This is a genomic window from Micromonospora sp. LZ34, assembly GCF_052981855.1.
The window spans coordinates 87911-100975 of record NZ_JBRIQN010000017.1; the positions used below are offsets into that span (position 1 = coordinate 87911).

Here is a 13065-nt window from a genome sequence, read left to right on the forward strand (position 1 = left end):
GTGACCGGTGGCGGAGCGCGCGCAGCCGGGCAGTCCGCGGGCCGGGCGACGCGGCGCGGCGCCCGCCCGAGGGCGGACGCCGCGCCGATGCGCGGGTCAGAAGGCGAAGAGCGAGCGGGTCTCGCGCAGCAGCGCGCAGCGGTTGCCGAAGGTCTTGGCCCAGGACACCGGCCGGTCCTGCCAGAAGCCGAAGGCGCGGGCGGTCACCGGCGCGTACTCCAGGGTGCACGGGCCCGGTTCGGGGGTCATCGCGGTCAGGTCGCCGTCCACGGCCGCCACGGCCCGGCAGGCGGCCGTGGCCTCCGGGTGCGTCCCGCCGGCCGGCTCGCAGCGCAGCGCGGTGGCCCGCGGTTCGCCGTGGACGTGCGGCGGGACGGTCAGCAGCAGCACCGAGGTGGGCCGGTCGGCGGCGTGCGCGGCGCGGGGGGTGGTCGCCGCCGTGAGCGCGCCGGTGGCCAGGACGGTCACCGCGAACAGGGCGGTGACCCGCTGGACGAAGGGCATGGTGTGTCCTTCCGGTCGGGGCCCCGGGTGGGGGCCGGTGTCGGCCCGGCCGTCGTGTGACCGGGCCGCCGACCACGCTAAGTGGACACTGTGAACCGCAAGCGTCACCAACTGTTACGAGGGTTCGACCCGCCGCCAGTCGTCCGAGGTGAGCGCCGCCGCCTGCGGCCCCATCATCAGCATTCCGCCGTCGACCGGCCAGGACGCCCCGGTGACGTACGCGGCGGCGGGGGAGGCCAGCAGCGCGACCACCGCGGCCACCTCGCGGGCGTCGCCCGGCCGTCCGACCGGCACACCCGGGCGTTCCTGGGTGAACGGGTCGACGTCCTCCTGGCCGGTCATCGGGGTGGCGATCTCGCCCGGGGCGACTGCGTTGACGGTGATGCCGTCGGCGGCCAGTTCCTGCGCCATCACCTTGGTGAGCAGCCCCAGCCCGCCCTTCGCCGCGCAGTACGCGGCCGAGCCCACCCGCGGCGCGTGCTCGTGCACGCTGGTGATGTTGACGATCCGGCCACCGGTGCCGTCCGCCCGCATCCGCCGCGCGGCGCGCTGCGAGCAGAGGAAGGGCCCGTCCAGGTCGATCGAGAGCACCTCGCGCCACTGCTCCCAGCCGGTGTCGACGAACGGGACGGCGGTGCCGGTGCCGGCGTTGTTGACCAGCACCCCGATCCCGCCGAGCCGGTCGGCGAGCTCGTCGATCACGGCGGCGGCCCCGGGCAGCCGGGTCAGGTCCAGTTCGGCGACCTCGCAGCGGCGCCCGGTGGTGCGGACCTCGGTGGCGGTCCGGTCGGCCCCGTCGGGGTCGCCGTACCAGGTGACGCCGATGTCGAAACCGGCCTCGGCGAGGGCGACCGCGCAGGCCTTCCCGATGCCGGAATCGGCGCCGGTGACGATGGCGATCCTCGGGTAGTTCTCGTAGCGCGCTGGCATGCCCGCGCATTACCCGTCACATGCGAATACAACCATCCGTCGATGTCGGTCCATGCAGGGGATTGTCGGCGACCGATCACTCTGACATCCTCCAGCGTGGACGCTGCCAGCGACGGTCGCCAATCCGGCCGCCGCGCTGCGGCGACGCCTTCTCGTGCCGGAGGGACCCTGTGAAACGCAGACGTCGCCATCTCCTCGCAGGACTAGCGGTCGCCGCCCTGGTGGCGACGACGGGTGCCGCCGGCATCCACTACAGCGGAGCCGAGGTGCGGCCCACCGCGGCCGCGGCCGGCGACGGCGAACTGCCCGGCGCCAGCGGCGCCCTGATCGAGCGGCTGCGCCAGGCCGCGCCGGGCAGCGACGGCATGTCGCCCGACGGGCCGGGCGGCGCCGCCCAGCAGGAGTTCCTCGAGCGCGCCTACCCGGCCGACTCGATCAGCATCGCCCAGGTCGACCGCTCCAAGGCCGCCTACGCGGCCGCCGAGCGGCGCCTGCGCGGCACCCAGCGGTGGACCAACGTCGGCCCGAGCGAGGCGCTCTACCCGTTCACCGAGTACCGCGACGCCTTCAACTACGTGCCCAACGAGTACGTTGCCGGCGGCCGGGTCACCTCCATCGACATCGCCCCGGACTGCAACGCGCTGCTCTGCCGGGCCTACGTCACCCCGGCCGGCGGCGGCGTCTGGGGCACCCTGAACGTCCTCGCCCCGCAGCCGAAGTGGTTCTACCTCGGCGGGCCGCTCGGCATCAACGCCGCCGGCTCGGTGAAGATCGACCGCAACGACCGGACCGGCCTGACCATCTACGTCGGCACCGGCGAGGCGAACACCTGCGCCTCCGGCTGCGTGGCCGGCGTCGGGCTCTACAAGTCGACCAACGGCGGCCTGACCTGGCAGGGCCCGCTGGGCAAGGACGTGCTGGCCGGCAAGGGCATCGGCGAGATCACGGTCAAGCCGGGCGACCCTAAGACGCTCTACATCGCCACCACCACCGCGCTGCGCGGCATGTCCAGCTCCTGCTGCACCGGCGTCACCCGCCCGGTGCCCGACGCCGCCAAGTGGGGTCTCTACAAGTCCAGCGACGGCGGCAAGAACTGGCAGTTCATCCACAACGGCTCGGCGAACGCCACAGAGTGCACCGGCACCATCGCCGAGTACAACAACACCACGGCCTGCTCGCCGCGCGGCGTCCGGCACGTCAAGCTCGACCCGAAGAACGCCAACATCGTGTACGCCTCCTCGTACGCGCGCGGTGTCTGGCGGTCGACCGACGCCGGTGCCACCTGGACCCAGATCAAGCCGTCGTTGAACGCGGCTCTGCCCCAGACCCGGGCCGCGATCGACGTGACCGAGCTGGCGAACGGCAAGACCCGGATGTACGCCTACGAGGGCAACACCGGCAACCCGTACTCGCGGCTGTTCCGCAGCGACGACGCGGCCGGCGGCGCCCCGACGTTCGTCGACCTGACCAGCGCCAACCCGGCCGACCCGGGTTACGCCACCTACAACCAGTGCACCGGCCAGTGCTGGTACGACGTGTTCGTGCACACCCCGGCCGGCCACCCGGACATGGTCTACACCGGCGGCTCGTACGTCTACGGCGAGACCGTGGCCCACAAGCGGGCCGTCGTGCTCTCCACCGACGCCGGGGTCAGCGGCACCGACATGACCTTCGACGGCACCGACGAACTGCACCCCAACGGCCTGCACCCCGACCAGCACGCACTGGTCACCAACCCGCGCAACCCGTACCAGTTCTTCGAGGCCAACGACGGCGGCGTGATGCGCTCCAACGGCCAGTTCGTCGACCGCTCCGCCTGGTGCGACAACCCGGCCCGCAACTTCACCGGCGACACCGGCCCGGCCCAGAAGGCCCGCTGCCAGCAGATGCTCTCCCGGATCCCGGCCAAGCTGGAAGGGATCAACTCGGGCATGAACACCTTGCAGTTCATCAGCCTGTCGGTCAGCCCGCACGACCACACGCTGCTGCAGGGCGGCACCCAGGACAACGGCACCTGGGAGAACAAGGGCCAGCGCACCCGCTGGGTCAACACCATGATCGGTGACGGCGGCGCCTCCGGCTTCGACGTCGGCAAGCCCGAGTTCCGGTTCCACACGTTCTACGACGTGACGCCCGAGGTGAACTTCAACAACGGCGACATCGGCAGCTGGATCACGGTCTACCAGGGTGTCTTCGGTCAGCCGGGCAACTTGTTCTACGCCCCGGTGATCACCGACCCGAAGGTCAGCGGCACCATGTTCGCCGGCACCGGCCGCTCGGTGTTCCGCACCAAGACCTTCGGCCTGGGCAACCGCACGTTGGAGGAGGCCAACCGGATCTGCAACAGCTGGACCGGCACCTTCGAGGCCCAGTGCGGCGACTGGCAGCAGCTCGGCACGGTCGCGCTGACCGACGCCGCCTGGGGCGACCGGGCCGGCGGCGCCGTCTCGGTGGTCCAGCGGGTCGGCACCGACTCCTCGACGGCGTACGCGGCGACCAGCACCGGCCGGGTGTTCGTCACCCGCAACGCCGACGCCGAGCCGGCCGCCGCGGTGACCTGGACCCGGATCGACACCGCGACCACCCCGAACCGCTTCGTGACCAGCATCCACGTCGACCCGGCCGACCCGGCCCGGGCGTGGATCTCCTACAGCGGCTTCAACTCGAACACTCCGGCCACCCTCGGGCACGCGTTCGAGGTACGGCTGACCGGCACCGGGGCGACCTGGGCCGACCGCTCGTACGACTTCGGCGACCAGCCGATCACCGACCTGGTCCGCGACGACGTCACCGGCGACCTGTACGCGGCCACCGACTTCGGTGTGCTGCGGCTGGCCAAGGGGACGACGAGCTGGGTCAAGGCGGCCGGCGGGATGCCGAACGTGGAGGTCGCCGGGCTCACCATCGTGCCGGGCAAGCGGATCCTCTACGCCGCCTCGCACGGGCTCGGCGCCTGGCAGCTCCCGCTGAGGTAGGCGCACATCGGCACCAACCGGGTGAGGGGCCGCGCGTGCGGCCCCTCACCGCTGCCCGAGCGGGCCGCGCGCGTCTGGCGCACCCTCGGCGCGGCCTTCGTCCTCCTCGTCTTCGTCCCGCCGCTGCTGCTGCTGGTCTCCGGCTCGCTCACCGAGCCCGGCCTGCCGCCCTCGCCGACGCCGCGACTGGTGCCCGAGCCGGTCTCCACCACCGGCTACCAGCAGGCCGTGGAGCTAGGCGGGCTGCTGCGCGCCTCGCTGAACTCGGTGCTGGTGGCGGTCGTCGCCGTGCCGCTGAGCGTGCTGGTCGCCGCGCTGGCCGGCTTCGCGCTGGCCCGGCTCGCCCCGCGTACCACCGCCACCGTGGTCGCGGCCTCCCTCGTGGCGCTGATGGTGCCGGCCACCGCGCTGCTGGTGCCCCGGTTCGCGATCTTCCGGACGCTCGGGCTGACCGATACCCTGGTGCCGTTGATCGCGCCGGCGCTGGTGGGCACCTCACCGCTCTACGTCCTGGTCTACTACCTGGCCTTCCGGGCGTTGCCGGCTGACCTCTACGACGCCTGCCTGGTGGAGGACCTCTCCCCGATGCGCATCTGGTGGCGGGTCGCCCTCCCGCTGGTCCGCCCGGTCACCGCCGCGCTCACCGCGCTGACCTTCGTGCTCACCTGGTCGAACTTCCTCGACCCGCTGGTCTACGTCTACGACCGCGACCTGTTCACCCTGCCGCTGGCGCTGCGTTCGCTGTCGGTGCTGGACCCGACGAACTTCCCGGTCTTCCTGGCCGGGGCGGTGCTCGCCACGGTGCCGGCGCTGGCCGTGTTCGTGCTCGCCCAGCGGCGCTTCCTCCACCACGACGACCCGACGGGACGGAACCGATGAGACCGAAGGCCCTGCTGGCACTGCTGCTCTCCGCCGTTCTCCTGACCACCGGTTGCGGTTCCGGATCGGGCTCGTCCACGGACGGTCCGGTCCGGCTGCTGGTCTTCGGCGCCCCGGAGGAACTGGCCGCCTACCGCACCCTCATCGAGGCGTACGAGAAGGCCCGGCCCGGGGCCGAGGTGCAGCTGATCGAGGCCAGCGACCGCAAGGACCTGCTGGCCCGACTGGCCACCTCGGTGGCCGGCGGCGCGCCGCCGGACCTGTTCCTGATGAACTACCGCTTCTACGGCCAGTTCGCGGCCAAGGACGTCGTCGAGCCGCTGGACGACCGGATCGCCGCCTCCGACGCCGTCGACCCGGCCGACTACTACCCGGTCGCGATGGACGCGTTCAAGTGGAACGGCAGGCAGCTCTGCCTGCCGCAGAACGTCTCCAGCCTGGCCGTCTACTACAACCGCACGCTCTTCCAGAAGTACGGCGTGCCCGAGCCGAAGCCCGGCTGGACCTGGAACGACCTGGTCGGCACCGCGACCGCGATGACCCGCGACGCCCGCGGCGTGGTGGTCAAGGCCACCGAGAGCGAGGGCGCGGCGCTGCGCCCGGCCGTCCACGGGCTCGGCGTCGAGCCGTCCATCATCCGGCTCGCCCCGTTCGTCTGGTCCAACGGCGCCGAGATCGTCGACGACCCGGCGAAACCGACCCGTCTGACGCTGGACACCCCGGCCGCCCGGGAGGCGCTGAAGAACCTGGTCGACCTGCGGCTGGCGTACGGGGTGGTGCCCACCGACGAGGAGGTGGAGGCGGAGGACGACGAGTCACGGTTCGCCAACGGCCGGCTCGCCATGCTGATGAGCTCCCGCCGGTCCACCACCACGTTCCGGTCGATCACCGACTTCGAGTGGGACGTCGCCCCGCTACCGGTCTACCGCGAGCAGGTCGGGGTGCTGCACTCCGACGCGTACTGCATGACCCGGGGGGCCAAGCGCAAGGACGCGGCCTGGCGGTTCCTGGAGTACGCCATCGCCGAGGAGGGCCAGCGGATCATCGCGGCGACCGGCCGCACCGTGCCGTCGCACATCGGGGTGTCGCAGTCCCCGGCGTTCCTCGGCCCGGCCCAACCGCCGCGCAGCGCCAAGGTCTTCCTCGACGCCATCCCCACCGTGCGGGCGCTGCCCACCGTCTCCACCTGGCCGGAGATCGAGGACGTCACGTACGGGATCCTGGAGAACGCCATGCACCGCGGCGACCGGCTCGACGACGTGATCCGCGACCTCGACCAACAGACCCGGCCGCTGTTCGCCCGCGGGCAGCACGGGTGAGCGAACCCGGGCTCGCCCTCGACGGCGTCAGCGCCGCCTACCGGTCCGCGACCGTGCTGCACGAGGTCGACCTGGCGGTGGCCCGCGGTGCGCTGCTCGTCGTGCTCGGCCCCTCCGGGGCGGGCAAGTCGACCGTGCTGCGGGTGGTGGCCGGGTTGGAGCCGGTGACCGCCGGCCGGGTCCGGATCGCCGGGCGGGACGTCACCGCCGACCGCCCCGGCCTGCGCAACGTGTCCATGGTCTTCCAGTCGTACGCGCTCTTCCCGCACCTGAGCGTGGCCGAGAACATCGCGTTCGGGCTGCAGGTGCGGGACACGCCCCGGACGGTGGCCCGGGAGCGGGCCCGCGCCGCCGCCGAGTCGGTGGGCTGCGCCGGGCTGCTCGACCGCCGCCCCGGGCAGCTCTCCGGCGGCGAGCGGCAGCGGGTCGCGCTGGCCCGGGCGCTGGTGCGGGAGCCGGACGTGTTCCTGCTCGACGAGCCGCTGTCCAACCTCGACCTCGCGCTGCGAGTGGAAATGCGCGCCGAGCTGCGGGCTCTGCACGACCGGCTGGGCGCCACCATGGTGCACGTCACCCACGACCAGACCGAGGCGCTGGTGCTGGCCGACCGGATCGCCGTGCTGCGCGACGGCCGGATCGAACAGGTCGGCACCCCGGACGAGATCTGGCTCACCCCGGCGAGCACCTTCGTGGCCCGCTTCGTCGGCTCCCCGGCGATGAACCTGCTCCCCGCCGCCGGGCCGCTGCCGCCCACCGGCACCGCGCCGGCCGGGGCGCCGGTCACCGAGACCGGCCGGCTCGACCTCGGCTTCCGGCCGGAGGCGGTCACCGTGGCCGGTCCCGACGCCGACGGCACGCCGGCCACCGTGGACCGGGTGGACGTGGTGGGCGAGGACGCGTACGCGTACCTGCGGCTCGCCGGCGGGGAGCCGGTGGTCGCCCGGGTGCCGGCCGCCCGCCGGCCGGACCGGGGCGCGGCGGTACGCATCGCGGTCCGCTGGGCCGACGTGCACGTCTTCCACGCCGGTTCCGGGCGACGGTTCACCCCGTCATGAGGCCGGACACCCGCTCCCGCCGGCAGTTGGCGCTGATGCTCGCGCCGTACCTGGTCGGCCTGGTCGGGCTGGTGCTGCTGCCCGCCGTGGTGACGCTGGCGCTGGCCTTCACCGAGTACGACCTGCTGCGCCCACCGACCTGGGTGGGGCTGGACAATCTCACCGCCCTGGTCGACGACCCGGTCTTCCGGGTGTCGCTGACCAACTCGCTGGTGTTCGGGCTGGTGGCCGTACCCCTGCGGGTGCTCCTCGCGCTCGGCCTGGCGCTGCTGCTGCACCGCCGCGCGTTCGGCGTCGGCAGCGCCCGCACCGCGGCGGTGCTGCCCACCGCGGTGCCGGAGATCGCCTACGGCCTGCTCTGGCTCTGGCTGCTCAACCCGCTGTACGGGCCGATCAACCAGCTGCTGCGCACCGGCGGGGAGAACGGGCTCACCGCGCTCGGGCGCACCCCACCGCAGTGGCTCACCGACCCCAGAGACGCCCGCGCGGCGATCATCCTGCTGAGCCTGTTCACCATGGGGGAGACCTTCGTGGTGCTACTGGCCGCGCGGCGCGCGCTGCCCCGCGACGTGTACGAGATGGCCGCCCTCGAGGACGCCACCGGCTGGGACGTGTTCCGGCGGATCACCCTGCCGCTGATGGCGCCGGTGCTGGCCCTGCTGACGGTGCGTGACCTCATCCAGAGCCTGCACTTCTCGTTCGTGCCGGCGTTCGTGGTCACCGACGGCGGCCCACCGCCGTACGCCACCACCTACCTCTCGCTGTTCGTCTACCGCAACGCCTTCGAGTACCTCCGGTACGGCTACGCGGCCGCGGCGACGCTGGTGATGATCCTGCTGACCGTGGCGGCGGTGCTTGTGCAGTGGCGGCTGATCCGCCGCTACCGCGCGTTCTACGGCGTCTGAGGAACCCGGCGGCCGGCCGGACCGTCCCAGCTGACGGAGGTGTCATGTCATGCGCAGAGCATCGGTGCTGCTCACCGCGATCGGTCTGGTCTGGACGATGACCGCCTGCTCAACGGGCGAGGCACCCGAACCGGCGTCCACCGGCCAGCCGCCGACCGCACCCCCGCCGTCCGCGGCCGGCCCGTCGGCCGCGGCGCCCTCCCCGCCGGGCGGTGGCGAGGTGCCTGGGCCGCTGCCCTGGGGTGGCCGGACGCTGACCGGCACGGTGGAGCGCGCGGGCGACTGCACCATGCTGCTGGTGGGTGCGCAGCGTTTCGCGCTCACCGGGGAGGTCGCGGCCACCCTGAGCCCGGGTGCCCAGGTGACCGTGCACGGCGCGCTGACCTCGCGCCCCGCCGCCTGCGGTGAGCGGGAGCTGGCGCAGACCATGGCCGTGAACCGGGTGGAGCCGGCCTGATCCGGTGGTCAGGCCGGCGCGGGCAGGTGTAGGGCGGCCCGGCGGGGGTAGCCGCGGGGAATGGAGCTGGTGGAGGAGTCGCCGTACCGGTTCCGGATCGACCGGCACGACCCCATGCGGGTACCGGGCGTGGTCTTCGCGTCCCGCTCGCTGCTGCCGGACGCCGGAGCGGACAAGTCGCTGGACCAGGTGGCGAACGTGGCCACCCTGCCCGGCATCGTCGGCGCCTCGTACGCCATGCCGGACGTGCACTGGGGCTACGGCTTCCCGATCGGCGGGGTCGCGGCCACCGACGTCGAGGCCGGCGGCGTGGTCTCCCCGGGCGGGGTGGGCTTCGACATCTCCTGCGGGGTCCGGCTGCTCGCCGCCGATCTGGACCGCGCCGAGCTGGGCGCCCGGCTGGAGACGCTGATGGACGGGCTGGGCGCGGTGACCCCGCGCGGCATGGGCAAGGGCGCGGTGTGGCACCTGTCCAAGCAGTCGGAGCTGGACGCGGTGCTGCGCGGCGGCTCCCGGTACGCGGTGGAGCGGGGGTTCGGCGTCGAGCGGGACCTGGCCCGCTGCGAGGACTACGGGGCGGTGGACGACGCCAACCCCGCCGAGGTCAGCGAACGGGCGGTGGAGCGCGGCGCCCGCCAGGTCGGCAGCCTCGGCTCCGGCAACCACTTCCTGGAGGTGCAGGCCGTCGAGGAGGTGTACGACGACCGCGTCGCCACCGCGTTCGGGCTGCGCCCGGGCCAGGTCTGCGTGATGATCCACTGCGGGTCGCGGGGGCTGGGCCACCAGATCTGCACCGACTACGTCCGCCGGATGGAGAAGGTGATGGCCCGGTACGGCATCCACGTGCCGGACCGGCAGCTGGCCTGCGCGCCGGTGGACTCGCACGAGGGCCGCGCCTACCTGGGCGCGATGGCGGCCGCCGCGAACTACGCCCGGGCCAACCGGCAGCTGCTGGCCGACGCCGCCGGCAAGGTCTTCAAGCGGGAGACCGGCCGAGGCCTCGACCTGGTCTACGACATCTCGCACAACCTCGCCAAGATCGAGACGCACGGGGTCGACGGCGGCCAGCGCAGTCTCTGCGTCCACCGCAAGGGCGCCACCCGGGCGTTGCCGCCGGGTCACCCGGACCTCCCCGACGACCTGCGGGAGGTGGGGCAGCCGGTGCTGATCCCCGGCTCGATGGGCACCGGCTCGTACGTGCTCACCGGGGTGCCCGGCGCGCCCGCCTTCGCCTCCACCTGCCACGGCGCCGGCCGGGTGCAGAGCCGCAAGCAGGCGGTCAAGGCCGAGAAGGGGATGGATCCGCGTCGCCAGCTGGAGGCCCAGGACATCGTGGTGCGCGGCGCGTCCCGGCGGGGCCTGGCCGAGGAGATGCCGGCGGCGTACAAGGACATCTCGGCGGTGATCGAGGCGGCCGAGGGGGCCGGGCTGTGCCGGAAGGTGGCCCGGCTGGTGCCGATCGGCGTGGTGAAGGGCTGACCCCGCGCCGGCGCCGGCGGGCGCTGACCGGGCTCAGACGTCCAGGGTCACCGCGCAGGACCAGCCGCCCTCGTCGCCGCGGCCGAAGCGCAGCTCGTGCAGGGCGACCGCCTTCGGCACCGCGCCGACCAGCTCGACCGCCTCGGTGTCGGTGGTCCGCCAGCGCACCTGCAGGCCGCCGGCGCCGTCGTCGGTCACCTCGGTGCTCAGCGGCAGCTCGCCCTCGGTCTCCATCCGGAAGATCACCTCGTCCAGGACGCTGACCAGCAGGTCCCCGTCGTCGCCGGCGGGCGCCCGGAACTCCCGTTCGGCCTTCGGCCGGGCCGCGCCGGGGTCGGTGAACGTGTCGACGAGGGCGGTCACCGCCTCGGCCACGCACGCCTCCCGGGTGGGCGCCCACGCCTCGATCCGTACGTCGGCGGTGTGCGGCACGCACCGGTGCCCCCGTTCCGCTCGTCGCTCCATGCCCCGATCATGCGCTTCCGCGCCCGGCGGCGGGGCGGTTGTCGGGAGCGGCCCGGAACCGGGTCCGGGGGAACCCGGAGCGGGCCCGGAAACCGGCCCGATCCGCTGGGCGCCGCCCCAATATGCAGGCAGGCTACAGGTATCGAATCTACAGGAGGTTCTTGTGGTGGCCGGACGACGATCCCTGGCCCGGGTGACCATCGGCGTGCTCGCCGTCGTGCTCGTCCTCTGCTGCGGCGGGATGGCCGTCGGCGGTTGGGCGTTGGCGCGTGGCGGCACCGACACCGTCGGCCGGGTGGACTTCGTGCGCCCGCTCGCCGTGCCGCCGCTGGCCGAATCCCGGATCGACGAGCGGGGACGGCGGGTGTTCGACCTGCTCGCCCGGGACGGTCAGCGGGACTTCCGCGGCGACGGGCGGTTGACCCGCACGGCCGGCTTCGACGACGACTTCCTCGGCCCCACGCTCCGCGCGAAGCGGGGTGAGCAGGTCGTGGTCAACGTGGTGAACCGGCTCGCCGAGGAGACCAGCGTGCACTGGCACGGCATGCACCTGCCGCCCCGGATGGACGGCGGGCCGCACCAGATGATCCGCCCGGGGGCGACCTGGTCGCCGACCTGGACGGTGAACCAGCCGGCCGCCACCCTCTGGTACCACCCGCACCCGCACGGGGCGACCGAGGAACACGTCTACCGCGGGCTCGCCGGGATGTTCATCCTCGACGACGAGCGGGAGGCCGCCCTGGCGCTGCCCCGCGACTACGGCGTGGACGACATCCCGGTGATCGTGCAGGACCGCAACTTCTCCCGCAGCGGCGAGTTCAAGACGACCCGCAACGTGATCGCCGGCATCGGCGTGCTCGGCGACACCCTGCTGGTCAACGGCACCGTCGGGCCGTACCTGGACGTGCGGACCGAGCGGGTGCGGCTGCGCCTGCTCAACGGCTCGACCGCCCGCACGTACGACTTCGGCCTGGCCGACGACCGGCCGTTCGCGCTGATCGGCAGCGACGGCGGGTTGCTGCCGCGTACCGCCCGGGTCGACCGGGTGCAGTTGTCTCCCGGCGAGCGCGCCGAGATCGTGGTGGACGTCCGGCCGGGGGAGCGGGTGACCCTGCGCAGCACCCCGCCCGAACTGGGCGCGGGCGCGCTGGCCGACCGGTTAGCCGGTGGCGCGGACCGCTTCGACGTGCTCCAACTGCGGGCGGCCGACACGCTCGCGGCGTCGCCGCCGGTGCCGGAGACGCTGGTGCCGACCGACCGGCTGGATCCGGCCGAGGCGGAGCAGACCCGCCGCTTCACCCTCAGCGGCCGCAGCATCAACGGGCGCTCGATGGAGCTGGACCGGATCGACGAGACGGTGACCCGGGGCAGCACCGAGGTCTGGGAGGTGACCAACCGGGACGGCGCCCCGCACAACTTCCACGTGCACGACGTCCAGTTCCAGGTGCTCTCGGTCGGCGGCTCGGCGCCGCGGCCCGCGCTGAGCGGCTGGAAGGACACCGTCTACCTCGCGCCCAACCGGCCGGTACGACTGATCATGCGGTTCACCGACCACAGTGACCCGGACATGCCGTACATGTACCACTGCCACCTGCTGTACCACGAGGACGCCGGCATGATGGGCCAGTTCGTGGTGGTGGAACCGGGCCAGCGGGCCGGCCGCCCACCCCGGGCGGGCGACCACAGCGGCCACGACTGACGGCCACCCGCGCGGTGACTGGCGTCCCGGTGACTGGCGTCCCGGTGACTGGCGTCCCGGTGACTGGCGTCCTGGTCACCGGCGGCCCGGTCACCGGCGGTCGGGTCGCCGCCCTCGGGGGCGGGCGGCGCGGACCCGGCCGGGCACCCGTGGCGCCCTGTCGAGCTGCCCCATCTGTAGGACCAACCGCCACCGGGCCACCCGACCTGCGCCCCGGAGCGAGGCGACACCCGCGTGCCCCGTCTGTGCGGGCAGCTCGACAGGCGTGTAGGAGTCGAGCGTCGCGGCGCGCAGGCGCGTCACGGTGCCCCGTCTGTGGGGCAGCTCGGCAGGGCGCGCACGGGCGAGCGCCACGATGACCGGTGCACCGGCCGCCGCCGGCGTCGGTAGGTGGCGGG

At 73.5% G+C, this 13065-nt stretch carries 11 protein-coding genes; 8 read left to right on the forward strand and 3 right to left on the reverse strand.

Annotated elements, in window-relative coordinates:
• Nucleotides 1-96: 96 nt before the first annotated feature.
• Both ACVCAH_RS19410 and ACVCAH_RS19415 read right to left on the reverse strand, forming a co-directional pair.
• Entirely contained in the window at nt 97-504 is a 408-nt protein-coding gene (locus ACVCAH_RS19410; RefSeq protein ID WP_447137579.1) for an SSI family serine proteinase inhibitor, read from the reverse strand.
• A gap of 114 nt (nt 505-618) precedes the next feature.
• The gene (locus tag ACVCAH_RS19415) at nt 619-1434 is read right to left on the reverse strand and encodes an SDR family oxidoreductase (protein WP_447137580.1); all 816 of its coding nucleotides are present in this window, start codon (nt 1432-1434) and stop codon (nt 619-621) included.
• A gap of 170 nt (nt 1435-1604) precedes the next feature.
• Here ACVCAH_RS19415 and ACVCAH_RS19420 point away from each other — a divergent pair, with 170 nt between their 5' ends.
• From ACVCAH_RS19420 to ACVCAH_RS19450, 7 genes are read left to right on the forward strand one after another with little or no spacing between them, the layout of a single operon-like run.
• Nucleotides 1605-4409 (forward strand): exo-alpha-sialidase, encoded by a 2805-nt coding sequence (locus ACVCAH_RS19420; protein ID WP_447137581.1) that lies wholly within the window; start codon nt 1605-1607, stop codon nt 4407-4409.
• A gap of 21 nt (nt 4410-4430) precedes the next feature.
• Entirely contained in the window at nt 4431-5288 is an 858-nt protein-coding gene (locus tag ACVCAH_RS19425; RefSeq protein WP_447137582.1) for a carbohydrate ABC transporter permease, read from the forward strand.
• Nucleotides 5285-6607 carry an ABC transporter substrate-binding protein gene (locus tag ACVCAH_RS19430; protein ID WP_447137583.1) on the forward strand — a complete coding sequence of 441 codons (1323 nt, stop codon included), beginning with the start codon at nt 5285-5287 and terminating at the stop codon, nt 6605-6607. Before ACVCAH_RS19425 ends, ACVCAH_RS19430 begins: the two co-directional genes overlap by 4 nt.
• Nucleotides 6604-7662 carry an ABC transporter ATP-binding protein gene (locus ACVCAH_RS19435; protein WP_447137584.1) on the forward strand — a complete coding sequence of 353 codons (1059 nt, stop codon included), beginning with the start codon at nt 6604-6606 and terminating at the stop codon, nt 7660-7662. The genes ACVCAH_RS19430 and ACVCAH_RS19435 overlap by 4 nt, the downstream gene beginning before the upstream one ends.
• A gap of 35 nt (nt 7663-7697) precedes the next feature.
• Nucleotides 7698-8567 carry a carbohydrate ABC transporter permease gene (locus ACVCAH_RS19440; protein ID WP_447137638.1) on the forward strand — a complete coding sequence of 290 codons (870 nt, stop codon included), beginning with the start codon at nt 7698-7700 and terminating at the stop codon, nt 8565-8567.
• 49 nt (nt 8568-8616) lie between these two features.
• Nucleotides 8617-9024 carry a hypothetical protein gene (locus ACVCAH_RS19445; protein ID WP_447137585.1) on the forward strand — a complete coding sequence of 136 codons (408 nt, stop codon included), beginning with the start codon at nt 8617-8619 and terminating at the stop codon, nt 9022-9024.
• 60 nt (nt 9025-9084) lie between these two features.
• A complete protein-coding gene (locus ACVCAH_RS19450) occupies nt 9085-10503 on the forward strand; it encodes an RtcB family protein (protein ID WP_447137586.1) in 1419 nt (472 codons plus the stop codon).
• 33 nt (nt 10504-10536) lie between these two features.
• On the opposite strand, the gene ACVCAH_RS19455 is transcribed toward ACVCAH_RS19450, so the two are convergent.
• Nucleotides 10537-10968: an archease gene (locus ACVCAH_RS19455; protein WP_447137587.1), complete on the reverse strand. Its 432-nt coding sequence runs from the start codon at nt 10966-10968 to the stop codon at nt 10537-10539.
• Nucleotides 10969-11134: 166 nt separating this feature from the next.
• Here ACVCAH_RS19455 and ACVCAH_RS19460 point away from each other — a divergent pair, with 166 nt between their 5' ends.
• A complete protein-coding gene (locus tag ACVCAH_RS19460; protein ID WP_447137588.1) occupies nt 11135-12667 on the forward strand; it encodes a multicopper oxidase family protein in 1533 nt (510 codons plus the stop codon).
• The last annotated feature ends 398 nt before the right edge of the window (nt 12668-13065 follow it).

Bases quoted from the DNA above. Each gene is read 5' to 3' on its own strand.
- ACVCAH_RS19410 (WP_447137579.1), bottom strand. From the start codon at position 504: ATGCCCTTCGTCCAGCGGGTCACCGCCCTGTTCGCGGTGACCGTCCTG.
- ACVCAH_RS19455 (WP_447137587.1), bottom strand. From the start codon at position 10,968: ATGGAGCGACGAGCGGAACGGGGGCACCGGTGCGTGCCGCACACCGCC.
- ACVCAH_RS19430 (WP_447137583.1), top strand. From the start codon at position 5,285: ATGAGACCGAAGGCCCTGCTGGCACTGCTGCTCTCCGCCGTTCTCCTG.
- ACVCAH_RS19415 (WP_447137580.1), bottom strand. From the start codon at position 1,434: ATGCCAGCGCGCTACGAGAACTACCCGAGGATCGCCATCGTCACCGGC.
- ACVCAH_RS19450 (WP_447137586.1), top strand. From the start codon at position 9,085: ATGGAGCTGGTGGAGGAGTCGCCGTACCGGTTCCGGATCGACCGGCAC.
- ACVCAH_RS19440 (WP_447137638.1), top strand. From the start codon at position 7,698: ATGCTCGCGCCGTACCTGGTCGGCCTGGTCGGGCTGGTGCTGCTGCCC.
- ACVCAH_RS19445 (WP_447137585.1), top strand. From the start codon at position 8,617: ATGCGCAGAGCATCGGTGCTGCTCACCGCGATCGGTCTGGTCTGGACG.